This is a genomic window from Pseudomonas putida (genome assembly GCF_028682455.1).
In the GTDB taxonomy this organism is placed as follows: domain Bacteria; phylum Pseudomonadota; class Gammaproteobacteria; order Pseudomonadales; family Pseudomonadaceae; genus Aquipseudomonas; species Aquipseudomonas putida_AA.
Map to the genome: position 1 here is coordinate 279,631 of NZ_JANHLD010000003.1, position 12,841 is coordinate 292,471.

Below are 12,841 nucleotides of genomic sequence, written 5' to 3' on the forward strand. Positions count from 1 at the left end.
CATGACGCGCACTGTCACCCCACGCAAACCCCGCGCCCGCAGCCAGGCGCGGATCGACTCGATCCTCGAGGCAGCGCGCACGCTGCTGGCCAGCGAGGGCGTGGCCAGCCTGTCGATCTACAGTGTGGCCGAGCGGGCGCAGATCCCGCCGTCCTCGGTGTACCACTTCTTCGCCAGCGTCCCGGCCTTGCTCGAAGCCCTGACCGCCGACGTGCATGGTGCCTTTCGCGCCTGCCTGCAGGCGCCTATCGATGGCGCCGGGCTCAATACCTGGCACGACCTTTCGCGCCTGATCGAGCAGCGTATGCTGAGCATCTACAACCAGGATGCGGCGGCACGCCAACTGATCCTCGCCCAGCATGGCCTGAGCGAAGTGACCCAGGCCGACCGCCAGCACGACCTCGAACTGGGCGACCTGATGCACAAGCTGTTCGCCCAGCACTTCCAGCTCCCGGCGCTGCCGGAAGATGTGGACGTGTTCGCCCTGGCCATGGAGTTGGGGGATCGGGTGTATGCGCGCTCGGTGCAATTGCACGGGCAGATCACGCCGCGCATGGCTGAGGAAGGCATGCGCGTGTTCGATGCTTATCTGGGGTTGTACCTGCCGCCGTTTCTACCGAAGCATCGCGGGGCAAGCTCGCTCCCACAGGGCCTGTAGGAGCGGGCTTGCCCCGCGTTGGCATCACAGCTTGGCAATCGAAACCTCAGTCGATTTCACAAAGGCAATCACCTCGCTGCCAATGGCCAGCTCCAGCTCGCGTACCGAGCGGGTGGTGATCACCGAGGTGACGATGCCCGAGGCCGTCTGTACATCGATTTCCGACAGCACCGGCCCCTCCAGGATTTCCTTCACGGTGCCTTTGAACTGGTTACGCACATTGATCGCTTTGATAGTCATCTGCTGGGTTCCTTACAGGTCAGAGGGCCCAACGCAATTGCGTCGGCAATGGAGCTACAGGTTCGGGCTCGGGCGGTGTGCCCGGGATCGCCAGTACCCGGTTGAGAACTTCGGTTTCCAGGGCCGCCAGCCGGTGTGAGCCGCGTACCCGTGGTCGTTGCAGGTCGACATTCAGGTCCAGGCCGACTTCACCGTCTTCGATCAGGATCACCCGGTCAGCCACCGCGACCGCTTCGCTGACATCATGGGTAACCAGCAGCACGGTAAAGCCATGCTGGCGCCACAGCCGCTCGATCAGTTGCTGCATCTCGATCCGGGTCAACGCATCCAGCGCCCCCAACGGCTCGTCGAGCAGCAACAGCCGCGGCTTGTGAATCAAGGCCCGGGCCAGAGCCACGCGCTGCTTCTGCCCGCCCGAGAGCGCCGCCGGCCACTCATTGGCGCGCTCGGCCAGGCCGACCGCTTCCAGGGCCTCCAGCGCCTGTGGGCGCCAGTTGCCGGACAAACCCAGGCCAACGTTGTCGATCACCTTCTTCCAGGGCAGCAAGCGCGCTTCCTGAAACATCAGCCGGGTATCTTCGCGCGCTTCGCTCAAGGGCGCGGAGCCGGCCAGCAACTCGCCGCCCGAGGGTTGGTCGAGCCCTGCCAGCAATCGCAGCAAGGTGCTCTTGCCACAGCCGCTACGGCCCACGATGGCCACGAATTGCCCGGCTGGAATGTGCAGGTCGATATCGCGCAGCACCTGCCGCTGGCCGAAGGTTTTCTGCAGGTTGTTCGCCGCCAGCGGAATCCCGCGCAGCAGGCGTTGTGGTGGTTCCTTGAGGATGGTCATGCGCCCTCTCCCCGGGTCGGTTGATACGCCGGATGCCAGCGCAGCCAGACCCGCTCGAGGCCTCGCGCGGCCAGATCGGCAAGCTTGCCCAGCACCGCATACAGGACGATGGCCAACACCACGACGTCGGTCTGCAGGAACTCGCGGGCGTTCATGGCCAGGTAGCCGATGCCGGCGTTGGCCGAAATGGTCTCGGCAACGATCAGGGTCAGCCACATGAAACCCAGGGCGAAACGCACTCCCACCAGGATCGAAGGCAAGGCGCCGGGCAGGATCACCTGGCGAAACAGCTCGAAGCCCGACAGGCCATAGCTGCGCGCCATTTCAACCAGCGCTGGATCGACGTTGCGGATGCCGTGGTAGGTGTTCAGGTAGATCGGAAACAAGGTGCCCAGGGCGACCAGGAAAATCTTCGCCGACTCATCGATACCGAACCACAGGATCACCAGCGGGATCAGCGCCAGGTGCGGCACATTGCGGATCATCTGCACGGAGCTGTCGAGCAGGCGTTCGCCCCACTTCGACAGACCGGTGATAAAACCCAGTGCCAGGCCGATCGCGCCACCGATCAGGAACCCGACGGCGGCACGCCAGCCACTGATTGCCAGGTGCGTCCAGATCTCGCCGCTGCGCACCAGCTCGACCCCGGCGCTGAGTACCGCGCTCGGTGCCGGCAGGATGCGCGTCGACAGCCAGCCTGCGCTGACCGCCAGTTGCCAGACCGCCAACAGCAGCAGCGGCAGCGCCCAGGGCGCCAGGCGCTGCGGCCAGGGAGTGGATGCTCGACTCATGGCCCGACCCTCAGCGCTGTGCTGTGGATTTGGGCAGGATGTCGTTGGCCACCATCTCGCCGAAGGGGCTCACATAACCGCCACTTTTCGGCAGCTCCGGGCGCTCCACGTCCAGGTGCGGGAACAGCAGCTCGGCAACCCGGTACGACTCTTCGAGGTGGGGGTAACCCGAGAAGATGAAGGTGTCGATGCCCAGCGCGGCATATTCCTTGACCCGCTCCGCCACGGTCGGTCCGTCTCCCACCAGCGCGGTACCGGCACCGCCACGCACCAGGCCGACGCCGGCCCAGAGGTTGGGGCTGACTTCCAGGTTGTCGCGGTTGCCGCCGTGCAGCGCGGCCATGCGCTGCTGGCCCACCGAGTCGAAGCGCGCCAGCGAGGCCTGGGCACGGGCAATGGTGTCGTCGTCCAGGTGCGAGATCAGGCGCTCGGCGGCTTGCCAGGCTTCGGCATTGGTTTCGCGCACAATCACATGCAGGCGAATCCCGAAACGCACCGTGCGCCCCTGCTTGGCGGCCTTGGCACGCACCTGCTCGATTTTCTCGGCAACGGCGGCCGGTGGCTCGCCCCAGGTCAGGTACAGCTCGACCTGCTCGGCTGCCAGGTCCTGCGCGGCCTCCGAGGAGCCGCCGAAATACAAGGGCGGACGCGGCTGCTGGATCGGCGGGTAGAGCAATTTGGCGCCCTTGACCTGGATATGCTGGCCATCGTAGTCGACGGTTTCGCCTTCCAGCACACGCCGCCAGATGCGGGTGAACTCCACCGACGCCTGGTAGCGCTCCTCGTGGCTGAGGAACAGGCCATCGCCGGAGAGTTCTTCCGGGTCGCCACCGGTGACCAGGTTGAACAGTGCACGCCCGCCCGAGAGCCGGTCCAGGGTTGCCGCCTGACGTGCCGCCACAGTTGGCGAGATGATGCCCGGGCGCAGGGCAACCAGGAACTTCAGACGCTGGGTCACCGGAATCAGCGAGGCGGCAACCAGCCAGGAATCCTCGCAGGAACGCCCGGTGGGAATCAGCACGCCGCCAAAGCCCAGGCGGTCGGCAGCCTGGGCGATTTGCTGCAGGTAGCCGTGATCGACCGCGCGGGCACCTTCGGCGGTGCCCAGGTAGTGGCCGTCGCCGTGGGTGGGAAGAAACCAGAAAATGTTGAGGCTCATTGGAGTTGTCTCCTAAGGGGAACGCAAACCGGGGCGGCGCCCCGGCACGGGCGAATCGTCAAGGCGCTGTGGCGACCTTGGCCGGGGGAGTCCAGATCACATCCTTGATGCTCAATGGCTTGGGAATCAGCTTGAGTGTGTGGAAGGTGTCGGCGATTTTCTGTTGGGCGCTGACCACTTCCGGGGTCAGGAAATGAGCTCCGTAGCCCTGGCGCTTGACCGAGGTGAGGGTGATGTCGGCCGGCAAGCCGAGCAGTGGCGCGACCTGGTCGGTGACCTCCTGCGGATTGGCCTTGGACCACTCGCCCACGGCGCGCACTTCCTCGACCAGGGCGTTGATCACCTCAGGGTGTTTCTGGGCGTAGGGCTTGGTCGCCAGGTAGAACTGATGGTTGTCGACGATGCCCTTGCCGTCACGCAGGGTGCGTGCCTGCAGCTGTTGCTCGGCAGCGGCCTGGTAGGGGTCCCAGATCACCCAGGCATCGACACTGCCACGCTCGAAGGCGGCGCGGGCATCGGCAGGCGGCAGGAACACCGGCTGGATATCGGTGTATTTGAGACCGGCATCTTCAAGGGCGCGCACCAGCAGGTAGTGCACGTTGGAGCCCTTGTTCAGCGCAACTTTCTTGCCCTTGAGTTCCTTGACCGACTGGATCGGCGAGCCTTTGGGCACCAGGATCGCTTCGCTGTGCGGCGCCGGCGGCTCATAAGCCACGTACAGCAGGTCGGCACCGGCGGCCTGGGCAAACACCGGCGGGGTTTCGCCGGTAACGCCGAAGTCGATGGAGCCTACGTTCAGGCCTTCTAGCAGCTGCGGGCCACCGGGGAATTCAGTCCATTGCACCTGCACGCCCTGGGTGGCCAGGCGCTTTTCCAGCGAGCCCTTGGCTTTGAGCAGCACCAGGGTGCCGTACTTCTGATAACCGATACGCAGGCTTTCAGCTTGAGCTTGAGTGATGGCGCCGAAGGACACAGCCGCAGCAAACAGAGCGACCAGGCCACGACGCAAAATGACAGTGCGCATAGCGCTCTCCTTTTGCTGTTGGGTTCAGGCTGCACCTGCTTGCCCGTTGGCGGGCGAGTAAGGTGGGAATGACAGATTGAGTGGGACTCAAATGCTCCAGCGAGCACTGAGCAGACGTTCGTTCAATACACCTGGAGCAACCGGCTTGGGCCGACGCGCCAGGGCGCTGTGGAACAGGTCCAGCGATTCGTTCAAGCGCAACTCCAGGGCCGGGGCCAGCTGCGCGGCTGAGCTGCCTTCGCCATAGGCGATCTGGCTGTCGTCGGCGAAGATCCCTTGCAGGGTCTCTTCGGCCTTGAGTGCCGAGAGCACCGGCTTGAGCGCATAGTCCACCGCCAGCATGTGGGCGATGCTGCCGCCGGTGGCGATGGGCAGTACCACCTTGTGGCGCAGAGCGCGTTCGGGTAGCAGATCGAGCAATGTTTTCAGGGCGCCGGCAAAGGAGGCCTTGTACACCGGGGTGGCGACGATCAGGCCATCGGCCTGTTCGACCAGTTGCAGGAAGTGCTGCACTTTCGGGCTGTCGAAGCGGGCATGCAGCAGGTCCTCGGCCGGAAAATCCCGCACCTGGAATGTCACCACTTCCACGCCCTGCTCTTGCAGCCACTGACGGCTGCGCTCAAGCAGCACGCCGGAGCGTGAACGCAGACTGGGACTACCACCGAGAGAAACAACCAGCATTGGAACGCTTCCTTGATCGTGTTCTAGAGGGCCGCGAGGTTATGTTCTCGCTGGAGTGGAGTGACCTTAACAGCTGGATACATATATCAATAAATCATATTTTTTCATTTGTTTATTCGTTTTTGAGCTATGCAAGTGTCGCGAACCAAACCCGCGTGCAGGAGCGGGGGTTGCCCCGCGATCAAGCATAAAAAAGGGCCGTCGAAACGGCCCAAATATCCCTGCTATTGGATTCAGCGATTGGGTTGGGGCGTCAAGCGCAGGTACGGCTTGACCGTTCGATAGCCCTTCGGAAAGCGTTGCTTGATTTCATCTTCGTCCTTGAGCGACGGCACGATCACCACTTCATCACCGTCCTGCCAGTTGGCGGGTGTTGCCACCTTGTGGTTGTCGGTGAGCTGCAGCGAGTCGATCACCCTGAGGATTTCGTGAAAGTTGCGCCCTGTGCTTGCCGGATAGGTGATAGTCCGGCGGATCTTCTTGTTCGGGTCGATCACGAACAGGGAGCGCACTGTCAGGGTGTCACTGGCGTTGGGGTGGATCAGGTCGTAGAGGTCCGAGACCTTGCGATCGGCATCGGCCAGGATCGGGAAGTTGACCACGGTGTTCTGGGTTTCGTTGATGTCGTCGATCCAGCGGTGGTGGGAATCCACTGGGTCGACCGACAGGGCAATCGCCTTGACGCCACGCTCGGCGAACTGCTCCTTGAGCTTGGCGGTAAAGCCCAGCTCGGTAGTGCACACCGGGGTGAAGTCGGCAGGATGCGAGAACAGTACGCCCCAGCTGTTGCCCAGCCATTCATGGAAACGGATCGTGCCGGCGCTGGATTCCTGTTCGAAGTCGGGGGCGATATCGCCGAGTCTGAGGCTCATGGTGCGGCTCCTTGGCTGGGTTCGTTATGGGTTCACTGTGCCTGCAACCAATAGAAATTAAAAAGAATAAATATCGATTTATTTATAACCTTTAAATCTATATAGGCGCAGATCGAGTAGGAGGCGGATTCACACCCGCCGTCCTCTCACACCACCGTGCGTACGGTTCCGTACACGGCGGTTCAGGTTACGCGGCTAAGCCGGTTAATCGTATCCAGTATCGAGACCAGCCCGAGCCGGTCCCACAGTTTCTTTGGCAGCGCGTAGTTCATATGTTGCGCTCCCGAATTCCACCATGGACCTCGGCCATTGAAGGCTGACTTGTTGGCACGCTCCTCGCTCAACCCCAGGCGCATCAAGTTTCTCAGCCTCGTGGGAGGCTGCTTCCATTGACGCCAGATGACGCAGCGGAGTTTGTGCCTGACCCAACCATCCAGTTCCTCAAGCGGCCGCTTGCTCTGGCTGAGCTTGAAGTAGCTAGCCCAGCCTCTCAGGACGGGGTTGATCCGCTCGATGACAGTCGCCATTTTGCGAGCCCGTACGCTGCGCAGCAGCATTCTGAGCCGGTCGCGTAAGCGGTCTAGGCTCATCCTTGCCACGCGCAGCCTTGGCTGCTGGTGCCAGCTTATCCCATAGCCTAGGTAGTCGCACTTCCACGCCCTTGCCACTTGGCTTTTCTTCCTGTTCACCGTCAGCTTCAGACGTTCTCTCAGGAAGCGCTCGACGCTGACCAACACCCGTTCGCCGGCCCGGGGACTGCGTACATAGATGTTCGCATCATCGGCATAACGTACGAAGCGATGGCCCCGTCGCTCCAGCTCGCGGTCGAGTTCGTCGAGCAGGATGTTCGACAGCAACGGCGAAAGCGGGCCGCCTTGCGGCGTCCCCTCCTGCCGTGGGCTGACGACACCGCCCGACATGATCCCGGCTTCAAGGTAGCGGCGGATAAGCCTGAGTACGCACTTGTCTTTGATCCGACGTTCGATGCAGGCCATGAGGATGTCGTGATTGACCCGATCGAAAAACTTCTCCAGATCGAGTTCCACGCACCAGCGGTGTCCCGCTGTCACATGAGCACGAGCCATCTCGATGGCTTGATGCGTACTTCTGCCCGGACGAAAACCATAGCTGTAGTCCGAGAACAGTGGGTCGAAGATAGGTGTGAGCTGCTGCTGCAGTGCTTGCTGGATCAGGCGATCCACGACGCTGGGGATTCCCAGTTGCCGTGTGCCGCCCTGCGGCTTGGGAATTTCAACCGCTCGCACTGCTTGGGGCTGGTATTCACCGGCCAGTAACCTGGCCTTGAGGGTTGGCCAATACTGTCTCACGTAGCCCGCCAAGTCAGCAACCGTCATGCCATCGGCACCCGGTGCTCCCTTGTTGCTGACCACGCGTTGATACGCACGTCTGAGGTTGGCCGGTGCAAGCACCCGCTCCATCAGCGTGTCCGGCTCCGCGTTCGTCCACGTCACGGACGCCGTCGATACCTTTGCACTGTCAGGCGTTACCCTCGGCTTCTGGCCGGAGCTCGGGATGACAGTTTCCGCTGTGGGAAATTTCTGCATTACGGTTACCAACGAGACGGCGACGCCTACTGGCGGCATAACCTGTTCGGCCCTTGGTGGCGCGGTTAACCGCCACTTACTACGGCTTCGGCTGACTTCTGCACGCTCATCCCGTCGCCTTTCGACGCGCGGTAGCACAATGGCAAACGTACAGATCTCCCAGGGTAATTCGCGCGACCTTCCTGCTTATGCCTGTCGGATCTACGTCACAGCGTTCCGTGCAAGTATTGGGCTTTGGCGATTTGTGCCACCTCACCCCGCTGTGCCGCCTCTATCCGCTTCCTGTTCGTCAGGCCAGCATTTTGCCTCGGGCTTCCTTCAGATTCGCGGTCACCCGCGACACCCTTGCCTCCGGCTAACACTTCCCCCTTGCCGGGTGTGTAGAGGACTTTCACCTCCAAGTCACCCGCTTGGCCACCACAGCCAAGCGGGTTGCGCTTACGCGCAACGCGCCATGCCTGGCGCACACAAAAAAAAGCCTCGCACCAAGGCGAGGCTTCTCTTTTCAACCGTACTTACATGAAGCTGTAAGTGTAGTTGAAGATCAGACGGGTCTGATCCTGGTCGGCGCTGGCTTCGCTGCTGCCGCCGCGGTACACACCGTGACGCAGGCTGGCGCCCAGGCCCTTGAGGGTACCTTCCTGGATCACGTAGTCGATCCGGGCGTCGCGCTCCCACTCGCTGTAGTCGCTACCACCACGGTTGCTACGAATGTCATCACCACGCAGGTAGGAGATCGAGGTCTTCAGACCAGGAACACCCAGGCGGGCGAAGTCATAGGAGTACTGACCGAAGGTGGTGTTTTCACCGGCACGGGCAAATTGGTTGATCATGCTATCGGTGAACAGGTAGAAGCTCGAGCCAGCGGCGCCTTCGTTGCGGCCATTGCCGTCAACCACGCTACCCTGGTTCAACCAGACGAAACCACCGTCATCACCGATCTGCTGGTGACCCAGCAGGAAGGCATGGCCACCCAGGGAGTAGGTGAACATGGCGCTCCAGGTCTTGTTGTCGACCTCGCCAGCGTTCTTGGCATAGCCACCGTTGTTGTTGAAGGCGTAGCCGGTTTCACCGTTCTTGCCATCGCTGCTGCTGTCGAAGTAGCGGATGTCGGTCTTGAACGACTGGTCTTCAGCGATCGGCAGAACGTGTACCAGGCCCAGGAAGTGCTGTTTGTAGAAGTCTTCCAGGTTCGAGTAGTAGTACTGCAGGGTCAGGTCTTTGGTGACCTTCCAGTCGCCACCGGCGAACTGGAACTTGTTGCTGTCCTGGGAAGCACCGGCGACCGACAGGCCAGTACGGTTGCTCGAGGCACGGCCCATGGCGTGGGTCAGCTGACCCGCGTTGAGGGTGAGGTTGTCGATTTCCTTGGACTGGATGGTGCCGCCTTCAAAGGTTTGTGGCAGCAGGCGACCATCGTTGGCAACCAGGATCGGCAGGTTAGGCGCCAGGGCGCTACCGAAGTGAGCTTCGGTCTTGGAGAAGCGCGCCTTGGCGTTGGCACCGAAACGAGCCCACTGGCTCGAGGCCGAACCATCAGTGTCGCTTGGGAAGAAGCTGCTGTTGTCCGGGTGGTGGCCGCGGCCACCGTCCAGGTGGATACCCCACAATGCTTGTGCATCAACACCAAAACCAACGGTACCTTCGGTGAAGCCCGAAATGTAGTCGACTTTGAAACCCTGGCCGGATTCACGGTTGTCAGCGCCGCCGTCACGGTTGTCGTTGTTGAAGTACATGGTGCGGGAGCTGAGCGACAGCTTGCTGTCTTCAACGAAACCGGCGGCACCTGCCTGTTGGGCCAGAACCCCTACGGCCACGGCGATTGCCAAGGTCGACTTGTACATGTTTTGCTCCTCTGATTTCTAATTTTTGTGTTTCGCTTACGGCAAGATCTGAAGTCCTGCTCGTTGTCGATTGGCGATTAGCACCAAAGCGTGACCGTCAAGTCAATCGTAACTATTCATTTCACTACTTTGGTCTAATGCGCCAGCCCATTGGCTCAAGGATAATAACAATCCTATAAATCCAAAAAGCCTTATTTCAGAATTTTTCAGACTATTCTGGAATATATTCCGAATTTTTCTTGGCCGGTTGTGTCCAGAATTTTTTTAATTCCCAAAAGTTATAACATATGGTCTTTTTAGATCTACCTTCCTGAGTGCTGCCCTCCGGCCCCCAACAACCTTAAATCAAATGACTCCTAAGCTAATTCTAAAAAGTTATTTATTTTAACTTTCTTAGATCATTTAGCCTTTCTTCTCTCGCACCTCCACCACCGCCTGAGAAGGAGTTCACCATGACCCTGCATGCCCCACTGCGCCTGTTTGCTGCCCTGACCCTGGCCGGCGCCAGCTGGTTGGTTCAGGCGGCCGATCTGACCGTGGCTTACCAGACCACCGTAGACCCGGCGAAAGTCGCCCAGGTCAACGGCGACTACGAAAAAGCCAGCAAGGCCAGCATCGACTGGCGCAAATTCGACAGCGGGGCCGATGTGATCACCGCCGTGGCCTCCGGCGACGTGCAGATCGGTTATCTCGGCTCCAGCCCATTGGCGGCCGCAGCCAGCCGCAAGCTGCCGGTGGAAACCTTCCTGATCGCCACCCAGATCGGCGCGGCCGAAGCCCTGGTGGCCCGCAACGGCGCCAACATCAACTCGCCCCAGGACCTGATCGGCAAGAAAATCGCCGTGCCGTTCGTATCGACCGGCCATTACAGCCTGCTGGCTGCGCTCAAGCAGTGGAACATCGACCCGTCCAAGGTGCAGATCCTCAACCTGGCGCCACCGGCGATCATCGCAGCCTGGAAGCGCGGCGACATTGATGCCACCTACGTATGGGACCCTGCCCTAGGTGTCGCCAAGGAGACCGGCAAAGTGCTGATCACCTCTGGCGAACTGGCCCAGAAAGGGGCTCCGACCTTCGACGCGTGGATCGTGCGCAAGGACTTTGCTGCCAAGTACCCGGACATCGTCAAGGCCTTCGCCACCGTGACCCTGGGCGCCTACGCCGATTACCGCAAGGACCCGCAAGCATGGCTGGCCAACTCGAGCAACGTCGACAAGCTGGTCAAGCTGTCCGGTGCCAAGGCCGGCGATATCCCGGGCTTGCTGCAAGGCAACGTATACCCACTGGCCGCCGACCAGGTGGCAGCCCTGGGCGCACCCACCACCCAGGCCATTACCGATACCGCCACCTTCCTCAAGGCGCAGGGCAAGGTCGACGCCGTCCTGCCGGACTACGCGCCCTTTGTCAGCGCGCGGTTCGTGCAGTAGGAGCGGACTTGCCCCGCGATAGCGATCGTTCAGTCACATCGAACCGCGGGGCAAGCCCGCTCCTACGCCACACCACACCAAACCACCATTGCCCTGGAGCTTGTCATGGCATTGCTTGAGCTGGAGCGCATCAGCGCACAGTACCCCGGCGCAGCCGTACCGGTGCTGACCGACATCAACCTGAGCCTCGGGCCCCGGCAATTGCTGGTGGCCCTGGGCCCCTCCGGCAGTGGCAAGACCTCGCTGCTGAACCTGATCGCAGGATTCGTCACGCCCAGCGCAGGCCGTATCACCCTCGATGGTGCTCCAGTACAAGGTCCCGGTGCCGAACGCGGCGTGGTGTTCCAGGACGATGCCCTGCTGCCCTGGCAGAACGTATTGGCCAATGTCGCCTTCGGCCTGGCACTGGCCGGTGTGCCGCGGATCGAGCGCGAACGCAAGGCCCGGGAGATGCTGGCACTGGTTGACCTGAACGACTTCGCCGAGCGGCGAGTCTGGCAATTGTCCGGCGGCCAGAAGCAGCGCGTGGGCCTGGCCCGCGCATTGGCCGCCGACCCACGGGTGTTGTTGATGGATGAGCCGTTCGGCGCGCTGGATGCCTTTACTCGTGAACAGATGCAGGAGCTGCTGCTACAGGTGTGGCAACGCACGGCCAAGCCGGTTTTCCTGATCACCCACGACATTGAAGAGGCGGTGTTCCTGGCTACCGACCTGATCCTCCTGGCGCCCAATCCCGGGCAGATCGTCGAGCGCCTGCAGCTGGACTTCGGCCAGCGTTATGCCGCCGGCGAGTCCGCCCGGTCGATCAAGTCCGATCCACGCTTTATCGAAACCCGCGAGCACGTATTGGCCCGGGTCTTTTCCCAACGCAGCGCCGCCGTGCGGCAGGAGTTCGCATGAACAGCCTGGAAGTGCTCGCACCTCATCACCACGCACCGAGCCCGATCAAAGCCCAGCCACGGCGCTTGAGTACCCGCTGGATCAGCGGCATCACCCTGGCCAGCCTGCTGCTGCTGTGGTGGGCGGTGACCGCCGCCGAATGGATCGAACCGCTGTTCCTGCCATCTCCCGGCGCGGTGCTGGCCAAGGCCTGGCTGCTGCTGACCCAAGGCTACATGGAGTCCACCCTCTGGCAGCACCTGGGCGCAAGTCTGGGGCGCATCGGCCTGGCCCTGGGTGCCGCCATTGTCACCGCGATCCCGATTGGCATCGCCATCGGCCACAACCGGATTGCCCGCGGCATCCTCGACCCCTTGATCGAGTTCTACCGCCCGATTCCACCACTGGCCTACCTGCCCTTGATCGTGATCTGGTGCGGTATCGGCGAGCTGTCGAAAGTGCTGCTTATATACCTCGCCATCTTTGCTCCCATCGCCATTGCCACGGCCACCGGCGTGCGCACGGTCGACCCGAGCAAGCTGCGCGCAGCGCAGTCGTTGGGCGCCTCGCGGGCGCAGCTGGTTCGCCATGTGATCCTGCCCAGCGCCCTGCCCGACATCCTCACCGGGGTGCGCATCGGCCTGGGTGTGGGCTGGTCGACCCTGGTTGCCGCCGAGCTGATCGCCGCCACCAGCGGCCTGGGCTTCATGGTCCAGTCGGCGGCGCAGTTCCTGGTGACCGACGTGGTGGTGCTGGGCATCCTGGTGATCGCGCTGATCGCCTTCGCCCTGGAAATGAGCCTGCGGGCCCTGCAACGCAAACTGGTGCCCTGGCATGGCCAGAGTCATTGAAGACCAATCGAGAACCCA

13 protein-coding genes are annotated in these 12,841 nt (G+C 61.9%); 4 read left to right on the plus strand and 9 right to left on the minus strand.

Features of this window, described 5'->3' with window-relative positions:
* Position 1 precedes the first annotated feature (1 nt).
* The gene (locus NPS58_RS18435) at positions 2 to 658 is read left to right on the plus strand and encodes a TetR/AcrR family transcriptional regulator (RefSeq protein WP_274116767.1); all 657 of its coding nucleotides are present in this window, start codon (positions 2 to 4) and stop codon (positions 656 to 658) included.
* 24 nt (positions 659 to 682) lie between these two features.
* Here NPS58_RS18435 and NPS58_RS18440 read toward each other — a convergent pair whose 3' ends face one another.
* The 9 genes from NPS58_RS18440 to NPS58_RS18480 form a co-directional block, all read right to left on the minus strand.
* Positions 683 to 898 (minus strand): TOBE domain-containing protein, encoded by a 216-nt coding sequence (locus NPS58_RS18440; protein ID WP_028942316.1) that lies wholly within the window; start codon positions 896 to 898, stop codon positions 683 to 685.
* 19 nt (positions 899 to 917) lie between these two features.
* Positions 918 to 1,730 (minus strand): aliphatic sulfonates ABC transporter ATP-binding protein, encoded by an 813-nt coding sequence (gene ssuB, locus NPS58_RS18445; protein WP_274116768.1) that lies wholly within the window; start codon positions 1,728 to 1,730, stop codon positions 918 to 920.
* Entirely contained in the window at positions 1,727 to 2,521 is a 795-nt protein-coding gene (gene ssuC / locus NPS58_RS18450; protein ID WP_274116769.1) for an aliphatic sulfonate ABC transporter permease SsuC, read from the minus strand. The genes ssuB and ssuC overlap by 4 nt, the downstream gene beginning before the upstream one ends.
* 10 nt (positions 2,522 to 2,531) lie before the next feature.
* Positions 2,532 to 3,680, minus strand: coding sequence for an FMNH2-dependent alkanesulfonate monooxygenase (ssuD, locus tag NPS58_RS18455; RefSeq protein WP_274116770.1), 1,149 nt, complete (start codon positions 3,678 to 3,680; stop codon positions 2,532 to 2,534).
* 58 nt (positions 3,681 to 3,738) lie between these two features.
* Positions 3,739 to 4,704, minus strand: coding sequence for a sulfonate ABC transporter substrate-binding protein (locus tag NPS58_RS18460; RefSeq protein ID WP_274116771.1), 966 nt, complete (start codon positions 4,702 to 4,704; stop codon positions 3,739 to 3,741).
* 87 nt (positions 4,705 to 4,791) lie between these two features.
* Entirely contained in the window at positions 4,792 to 5,385 is a 594-nt protein-coding gene (ssuE, locus tag NPS58_RS18465) for an NADPH-dependent FMN reductase (RefSeq protein ID WP_274116772.1), read from the minus strand.
* A 233-nt stretch (positions 5,386 to 5,618) separates the two neighbouring features.
* Positions 5,619 to 6,257 carry a peroxiredoxin gene (locus NPS58_RS18470; protein WP_274116773.1) on the minus strand — a complete coding sequence of 213 codons (639 nt, stop codon included), beginning with the start codon at positions 6,255 to 6,257 and terminating at the stop codon, positions 5,619 to 5,621.
* A gap of 182 nt (positions 6,258 to 6,439) precedes the next feature.
* Positions 6,440 to 7,861, minus strand: coding sequence for a group II intron reverse transcriptase/maturase (gene ltrA / locus NPS58_RS18475; protein WP_003253430.1), 1,422 nt, complete (start codon positions 7,859 to 7,861; stop codon positions 6,440 to 6,442).
* Between the two features lie 476 nt (positions 7,862 to 8,337).
* On the minus strand, positions 8,338 to 9,666 hold the full coding sequence (locus NPS58_RS18480; RefSeq protein WP_274116774.1) for an OprD family porin: 1,329 nt from the start codon (positions 9,664 to 9,666) through the stop codon (positions 8,338 to 8,340).
* 452 nt (positions 9,667 to 10,118) lie between these two features.
* Between NPS58_RS18480 and tauA the strand changes: the two genes are divergently transcribed.
* From tauA to tauC, 3 genes are all read left to right on the plus strand, one after another.
* Positions 10,119 to 11,093: a taurine ABC transporter substrate-binding protein gene (gene tauA / locus NPS58_RS18485; RefSeq protein WP_274116775.1), complete on the plus strand. Its 975-nt coding sequence runs from the start codon at positions 10,119 to 10,121 to the stop codon at positions 11,091 to 11,093.
* A 105-nt stretch (positions 11,094 to 11,198) separates the two neighbouring features.
* On the plus strand, positions 11,199 to 11,993 hold the full coding sequence (tauB, locus tag NPS58_RS18490) for a taurine ABC transporter ATP-binding subunit (protein ID WP_274116776.1): 795 nt from the start codon (positions 11,199 to 11,201) through the stop codon (positions 11,991 to 11,993).
* Complete coding sequence (tauC, locus tag NPS58_RS18495) at positions 11,990 to 12,823, plus strand: taurine ABC transporter permease TauC (RefSeq protein WP_274116777.1); 834 nt, start codon at positions 11,990 to 11,992, stop codon at positions 12,821 to 12,823. Before tauB ends, tauC begins: the two co-directional genes overlap by 4 nt.
* Positions 12,824 to 12,841 lie beyond the last annotated feature (18 nt).

What these genes read in the sequence shown, in the direction of transcription:
- NPS58_RS18435 (WP_274116767.1), top strand. Translation starts at nt 2, where the DNA reads ATGACGCGCACTGTCACCCCACGCAAACCCCGCGCCCGCAGCCAGGCG.
- NPS58_RS18440 (WP_028942316.1), bottom strand. Translation starts at nt 898, where the DNA reads ATGACTATCAAAGCGATCAATGTGCGTAACCAGTTCAAAGGCACCGTG.
- ssuB (WP_274116768.1), bottom strand. Translation starts at nt 1,730, where the DNA reads ATGACCATCCTCAAGGAACCACCACAACGCCTGCTGCGCGGGATTCCG.
- ssuC (WP_274116769.1), bottom strand. Translation starts at nt 2,521, where the DNA reads ATGAGTCGAGCATCCACTCCCTGGCCGCAGCGCCTGGCGCCCTGGGCG.
- ssuD (WP_274116770.1), bottom strand. Translation starts at nt 3,680, where the DNA reads ATGAGCCTCAACATTTTCTGGTTTCTTCCCACCCACGGCGACGGCCAC.
- NPS58_RS18460 (WP_274116771.1), bottom strand. Translation starts at nt 4,704, where the DNA reads ATGCGCACTGTCATTTTGCGTCGTGGCCTGGTCGCTCTGTTTGCTGCG.
- ssuE (WP_274116772.1), bottom strand. Translation starts at nt 5,385, where the DNA reads ATGCTGGTTGTTTCTCTCGGTGGTAGTCCCAGTCTGCGTTCACGCTCC.
- NPS58_RS18470 (WP_274116773.1), bottom strand. Translation starts at nt 6,257, where the DNA reads ATGAGCCTCAGACTCGGCGATATCGCCCCCGACTTCGAACAGGAATCC.
- ltrA (WP_003253430.1), bottom strand. Translation starts at nt 7,861, where the DNA reads ATGCCGCCAGTAGGCGTCGCCGTCTCGTTGGTAACCGTAATGCAGAAA.
- NPS58_RS18480 (WP_274116774.1), bottom strand. Translation starts at nt 9,666, where the DNA reads ATGTACAAGTCGACCTTGGCAATCGCCGTGGCCGTAGGGGTTCTGGCC.
- tauA (WP_274116775.1), top strand. Translation starts at nt 10,119, where the DNA reads ATGACCCTGCATGCCCCACTGCGCCTGTTTGCTGCCCTGACCCTGGCC.
- tauB (WP_274116776.1), top strand. Translation starts at nt 11,199, where the DNA reads ATGGCATTGCTTGAGCTGGAGCGCATCAGCGCACAGTACCCCGGCGCA.
- tauC (WP_274116777.1), top strand. Translation starts at nt 11,990, where the DNA reads ATGAACAGCCTGGAAGTGCTCGCACCTCATCACCACGCACCGAGCCCG.